Origin of the sequence: Actinomadura geliboluensis, from assembly GCF_005889745.1 — a bacterium.
Taxonomy (GTDB): Bacteria; Actinomycetota; Actinomycetes; order Streptosporangiales; family Streptosporangiaceae; genus Spirillospora; species Spirillospora geliboluensis.
On record NZ_VCKZ01000511.1, the window covers coordinates 1 to 5920 of the forward strand.

7 protein-coding genes are annotated in these 5920 nt (G+C 73.5%); 5 read left to right on the forward strand and 2 right to left on the reverse strand.

Annotation, left to right across the window (positions count from 1 at the left end):
• Positions 1-34 precede the first annotated feature (34 nt).
• Together ETD96_RS39900 and ETD96_RS39905 are read left to right on the forward strand one after the other, a co-directional pair.
• Positions 35-763, forward strand: a complete 729-nt coding sequence (locus ETD96_RS39900; protein WP_138641674.1) for a sugar transferase — start codon at positions 35-37, stop codon at positions 761-763.
• A gap of 48 nt (positions 764-811) precedes the next feature.
• The gene (locus ETD96_RS39905; protein WP_138641675.1) at positions 812-1732 is read left to right on the forward strand and encodes a hypothetical protein; all 921 of its coding nucleotides are present in this window, start codon (positions 812-814) and stop codon (positions 1730-1732) included.
• A 5-nt stretch (positions 1733-1737) separates the two neighbouring features.
• Here ETD96_RS39905 and ETD96_RS45440 read toward each other — a convergent pair whose 3' ends face one another.
• The gene (locus ETD96_RS45440; RefSeq protein ID WP_171069469.1) at positions 1738-1884 is read right to left on the reverse strand and encodes a hypothetical protein; all 147 of its coding nucleotides are present in this window, start codon (positions 1882-1884) and stop codon (positions 1738-1740) included.
• 174 nt (positions 1885-2058) lie between these two features.
• Positions 2059-3624 (reverse strand): Rieske 2Fe-2S domain-containing protein, encoded by a 1566-nt coding sequence (locus ETD96_RS39910; protein ID WP_138641676.1) that lies wholly within the window; start codon positions 3622-3624, stop codon positions 2059-2061.
• 259 nt (positions 3625-3883) lie between these two features.
• Here ETD96_RS39910 and ETD96_RS39915 point away from each other — a divergent pair, with 259 nt between their 5' ends.
• The 3 genes from ETD96_RS39915 (at position 3884) to ETD96_RS39925 (ending at position 5816) form a co-directional block, all read left to right on the forward strand.
• Positions 3884-4750 (forward strand): sensor histidine kinase, encoded by an 867-nt coding sequence (locus ETD96_RS39915; protein WP_138641677.1) that lies wholly within the window; start codon positions 3884-3886, stop codon positions 4748-4750.
• Complete coding sequence (locus ETD96_RS39920; RefSeq protein WP_138641678.1) at positions 4747-5394, forward strand: response regulator; 648 nt, start codon at positions 4747-4749, stop codon at positions 5392-5394. The genes ETD96_RS39915 and ETD96_RS39920 overlap by 4 nt, the downstream gene beginning before the upstream one ends.
• A gap of 110 nt (positions 5395-5504) precedes the next feature.
• Positions 5505-5816 carry a hypothetical protein gene (locus ETD96_RS39925; RefSeq protein ID WP_138641679.1) on the forward strand — a complete coding sequence of 104 codons (312 nt, stop codon included), beginning with the start codon at positions 5505-5507 and terminating at the stop codon, positions 5814-5816.
• Positions 5817-5920: the final 104 nt, after the last annotated feature.

The following is a 5920-nucleotide window of genomic DNA, read 5'->3' on the forward strand; positions in this document are numbered from 1 at the left end:
CCCGACCCCCCGTCACCGAGCACAAGGGGTGATCATGTCCGAGCTCGCGAGCCGTCCGCTCGAACCGTCCGGCGGGGTCCCGCCGTCCAGGCCGCGGCGCGTGCTGGACGTCGCCGGCGCGCTCACCGGGCTGCTGCTCCTCAGCGTCCCGCTGCTGCTGATCTACGTGCTGGTGCGGCTGTCCAGCCCCGGTCCCGGCGTGTTCCGGCAGACGCGGGTCGGGCAGGGCGGGCGGCCGTTCACGATGTACAAGTTCCGGACCATGCGGCAGGGCGTCGGCGGCCTCACCGTCACCGCCAACTGCGACCCGCGCCTCACCAAGGTCGGCAAGCTGCTGCGGCAGTGGTCGCTGGACGAGCTGCCGCAGCTGGTGAACGTGCTGCGCGGCCAGATGACGCTGGTCGGGCCGCGCCCGGAGACCTACGACCTCGCCGTCCACTACGCCGCCGACTGCCGCTGGGTGTTCGATCACCGGCCGGGGCTGACCGGGGTGTCGGAGGTGCGGCTGCGCGACTTCGACGTCCTCGGACCGGACGAGGAGGTCGACCTCGCCAACTACATCGAGCGGATCGTGCCCGCGCGGGTCGCGGTGGACGCCGTCTACCTGCGCGACCCGTCGATGCGCGCCACGTTCGGCGCGCTGTGGGACACCGTCAAGCACATCCTCGGCATCCCGCTGCCGCCGCTGCCGCCGCTCCGGCGGGACGCGGCCGGGGCCGAGCAGCCCGTCCGTCCCGCGGAGGAGCCCGGCTCCGCCGCCTGACCAGCCGCCCGGCCGCCCCGCCCGGCCGGCCGCCATCGGGGAGGAAGCATGGACATCCGGGACGTCCGGGTCCGGATCTGGGCCATCGTGACCACGGTCGTCCTGGTCGCCGGGTTCCTCTTCTACGTCGGGCACCGGAAGGCCGGCTACCAGCCCTACCGGGGGCCGCTCGCCTCGCCCGGCACGCCCGCCGCGCATCCCCCGCCGACGCGGCGGATCGCGCTGAACACCCAGCCCGCCGACTACCCGCGGCTGAAGGCGCTCGGCTACGACCTGGTGGACGTGAAGGCCGACCCGGCCCTCGTCGCCGGCGTCCCCGCCGGGATGCAGGCGCTGCTGTGGGTCGGCAACTTCACCTGCGGCGACTTCGAGCTCGGCTGGGACGCGTTCCAGCGGGCCGTGCAGCGGTTCGCGCGCGACCCGAAGGTCTACGGCTGGTACCTCTCGGACGAGCCGAACCCCGGCGACTGCCCCGAGGTCGCCGGTGAGATCCGCCGCCGCGCCCAGTACATCGAGCGCCACGCGCCCGGCCAGGTCTCGTTCATCTCACTGACCGACTGGCCGATGAAGCCGCTCGCGCCGAAGCGCGTCGGCGTCGACCTGATCGGGCTCGACCCGTACCCGTGCAAGGGGTCGGCCAAGACGCGCGAGCGCTGCGACATCGGGGCCATCGACCGGATGGTCCGCCTGGCGGACGCCGCCGGCATCCCGCGCGCCCGGGTCGCGCCCGTCCTGCAGACGTTCGGGCAGGGCTGCACCAAGGGCGACAAGCAGTACTGGCTGCCGACGCGGACCCAGTTCCGCGAGATCCTCGCCCGCTGGGACCGGCTCGCGCCGCGCCCGCCGCTGGAGATCTCCTACTCCTGGGGCCGCCAGGACGAGTGGGCCTGCCCGACGCTCGCCGACGCGACCGGCGGGAAGCACCCCGACCTGCAGAGCATCATGCGGGCCCGCAACCTCGGGAGCTGACCGGCCTAGCCGGGATCGTCGGCGACGGCCGGATGCTGTGCGCCGGACGGCACCGGGAAGTCGAGCGACCCGAGCTTCAGGGCCGCCATCTCCATTGCACCGACGAGCAGAACGAACGCGACGGCCAGCAGGCCGAGCTTCTTGCGGTTCAAGTCCCGCACCCCTTCAAAACCCCCAGAAACGCAGGTCAAACGTAACACACGATGATCTACGCCGTGGCCCGGAACACTTCCCCGCACACAAGACGTAATGCCCTTGTTACGGCCCGCCCGTGCAGCACTGCGGGCCGGGCGGCGCGGGAGGCGCCCGGCCCTCAGGGGCGGGGTCTACGGGAGTTTGCGGCTGGTGAGGTTGGCGGCTCGGGCGTTGAGGCACTCGCCGGTGGCGAGGTCGAAGGCGAAGTTGTGGGCCAGGCAGTGGATCCGGCCGTCGCGGACGACGGCGCCGACGGACAGGTCCTCGCCGGCGTGCGGGCAGTAGCGCGGGATGTCGTAGCGGGCGCCGTCGCAGTCGACGGCGATGCGCTCGGACTCGTCCCGCCCCGTCTCGTACGCCTCGACGGCCTGCAGCGCGGGCGCGTTGGCGTGCTTGAGCAGCCCGACCAGGTGGTCGTTGTAGACGTCCGGGTCGCGGTAGAGGCTGAGCCGGAACGAGATGAGCAGGTCCTCCCAGGCCATCCGGCCGGTGAGGACGGCGTCCAGCCAGCGTCCCGCGGTGGTGATCCGGTAGTGCGGGCGGACGTCCGGGCCCGCGACCGCCACGGTGACGCCGTCCTCGCCGAAGTCGACGTCCCAGGCCCCGCCGTTCGGCCCGGTGATCTCGAAGCGGACGGTCATCGCGATGCGGCGGCGGAAGTAGTCGCTGAGGCCGCCCAGGTAGGTGAAGTGGGCGGCGAAGCGGTCGAACAGGTCGGGGCCCGGCTCGGGGTACGCGGCGAGCACCGCGGCGAGGGCGGGCGCGCGGTCGGCGGCGTACCGCTTGAGGTAGTCGCCCCGGTCGGCGTCGGCGAAGGAGAACTCCGCCGAGACCGGGTCGCGGGTGATCTCGCCGGTGTCCAGGTCGATCGCGTCGCCGGGCAGGAAGTGGTCCCAGCGCTGCCGCGGCAGGTGCTCGCGCAGCCACGCCGTCGAGACCTCCGGGTCGCAGAACGCGCCGTCCTCCTGGCCGAGCACCCAGTTGAGGTGCTCGACCTCGGCGTCCAGGAAGCACGGCGGGCCCGCGAACGGGACGGCCAGCTCCGGCTCGGTCTGCCGGACGAGGCGCTGCACCGCGCGCAGCTTGGAGATCCGCTTGGACAGGGAGAGCTCGGCCATCTCCGCGGCCGGGTACTCGTAGCAGATGGGGTGCCAGGACGCCCCGGACGTCTGCAGCGCCATCAGGTCGAGCCGGTCGCCGGCGAGGTGCTTGGCGCGGCGGGCCTGGGCGGCGGTGAGCCGGGCGTCATTGCAGTGCAGGATCCCGCGCCCGTCCGCCACGATGAGAAAGGCGGCATCGTGGCACATAGGAGACAGTTCCGGAATCACCGTGATCCAGGACCCGCGATTGTCAAGCGGGTATTTCCCCCAGGGTTCGATCTCGATTACCTGGCGGCCACCCGCGGCGGCGGCCATGCGTTCCCGGAAGGCGGGTCCGGGATAACGCGGAATGAGGATCCGGGTTCGCACCGGAAGGCGGTCGATGACCCAGGGGTCGAAATGATCTAGATGCTCGTGCGAGACGGCGACCCAGTCGGCGTCGAGCACCGCGTCCGGATTCAGGTGATCGTTTCTCGGATACTGGTGCCAGGCTCCGAGAAAGGCCCCGGTCGGGGCGAGCCACGGGTCCGCGAGCAGGTGGAACGCCTGCGCGTCCACCGCCACCCCCGCATGTCCGAGAAATGTGACCGTCGGCATGAGGCGACTGTCCCGCCGCGGGCCCGCCGGCGCACCCACCGGAATGCGCAAAGCGGCTACGCCACCGGTATGAAAGAAAAGCCGCGGGACGAACTGACAAACCTGACTGAGACGTTCCGACAAAGCATCGAGTTTGCCCTGGTGAGGCACATGTCCACTTCTGGACAGGCACCGGTCTGTTGCGGCCAATTCACTGGACATGCGCCGGGAGGCCGGGTGACCGTCTATGGGGTGCTGGAATAGCGGACGGGGGACTTTCATGAACAACGGACGGGCGCGGTCCTCCCCGGCGGACGCCTCCGCGGTGCCCGCGGGGCCCGCGGGCGCGGGCGCGCACGCGGGCGCGGGGACGGGGACGCTCGCGGGCGCGCCGGACGGCGGCCACCCCGCCGGGCGGGGCGAGCAGGTGCTGTGGCGGCGCCGGCTCCGCCACGACATCCGGCACGAGCTGGGCACCATCATCATGCTGGCCTCGGCCGTCGTCGTCGCGGAGGACGTCGGCGACACCAGCCGGGCCCGCATCGAGCAGCTGCTCGGCGAGACCCGCTGGCTCGACCACCTGCTGCGCCGGCTCGACGAGGACGACACCGGCGACGGGGACGGCCCGGACGGCCGCCCGCTGCCCGGCCCCGAGCGGCTCCGGGTCGACGAGCTGACCGCCGAGGTCGTCACCGGGATGCGGCTCGCGACGCGGCACGAGGTGTGCTTCACCGGCGGCGAGTCCTGGGCCCACATGGACCCGGTCGCCCTGTGGCGCGCGGTCCGCAACGTCCTCGACAACGCGTGCCGCGTCGCGGCGGGCCGCGTCGACGTGCGCGTCGAGGCCGACCAGGGGTGGGTCGTCATCCAGGTCGACGACGACGGCCCCGGCTTCGGCGCCGGCGGGCGCCCCGGCGAACCCGGCCGCCCGGGGCGCGGGCGGGCCCGGCCCGGCCTGGCCTCGCTCGGGCTCGGCATCGTGCACGACCTCATCTCCGGCTACGGCGGCAGCCTGGAGATCCGCACCTGCGAGATGGGCGGGGCGCGGGTCCGGATGCTGCTGCCGGCCGCTCCGCCCCCGGAGTCCGCCGCGCCCCGCGGCATCGGCGCCGACGCCTTCCTCGACGACTGGCGGCCGCACCCATGAGGATGGTCATCTGCGACGACCACGCGGTCTTCGCCGAGTCGCTGTCGCTGGTGCTGGCCGACGCCGGGCACAGCGTCGTCGGGGTCGCCTACTCCCCCGCCGACGCGCTGCCGGTGCTCCGCTCCCGGCAGCCGGATGTCTGCCTGATCGACCTGCGGTTCCCGTCCGGCACCGCGCTCGACTGGATGCCGCGGCTGCGCGCCGCGTCCCCGCACACCAAGTTCGTCGTGCTGACCGGGTTCCTGGAGCAGCCGGTGCTGGAGGCGGGCGTCGCGGCGGGCGTGCGGGGGTTCGCGCACAAGGGCCAGCAGGCCGGCGACATCCTCGCCGTGCTGCGCCGCGTCGCGGACGGCGAGGTCGTGATCGACCAGGCGGCGCTGCGCGGCGGCACACGCCCGAACACCCGCGCGCAGAAGGTCGCGCGGTTCCTCACCCCGCGCGAGCGGGAGGTGCTCACCCGGCTGGCCCGCGGCGAGTCCACGCAGGCGCTGGCCAAGGCCATGGGGGTCACGCGCAGCACGGCGCGCAGCCACGTGCAGAGCGTGCTGTCCAAGCTGGGCGTCCACTCGCAGCGGGAGGCGGTGATCGAGGCGGCCCGGCACGGGCTGGTCAGCGTGGAGACCGGGGAGTGGCTCGCGGGCTGACCCGCGCGCCCCCGCCGCGCCATGCAGCCCCCGCGCATGGGGACGGCCGAATCCGGCCCTTCAGGGTTCGGCCGCGACGCGTTAGCGTCTGCCTCGGAGAGGAGGTACCCATGCCGCAACCGCGCGGCGCGCCGCCGATCCCCGCCGGGGCCCTCGGCCGCGCGGACGCCTACGCCGGCGGGATCCCGCACGACCGGCTCGAACGGCTCAGGGCGCGGACGCCGGTGGTCTGGCTGGACGAGCGCTCCGCCGGGCAGCCCGGCGCCTGGGCCGTGCTGCGCTACTCCGACGTCCACCACGCCCTCACCCACCCCGAGCTCTTCGCCCCGCAGATGGACGGGCCGCTGCACGGCCCCGTGAGCGGCGCCGACGCGCCCCCGGCCGACGTCCCGCCGGGCGACGCGCGCGACGCGGCGACCTGACCGGTGAGAACTCGGGCCTGGTGATCCCGCCCAAGCAGGGCGCGCAGCTGGCCATCGAGCAGTACAACGCCACGAACCCCAAGGTCAAGATCAAGCTCAAGACC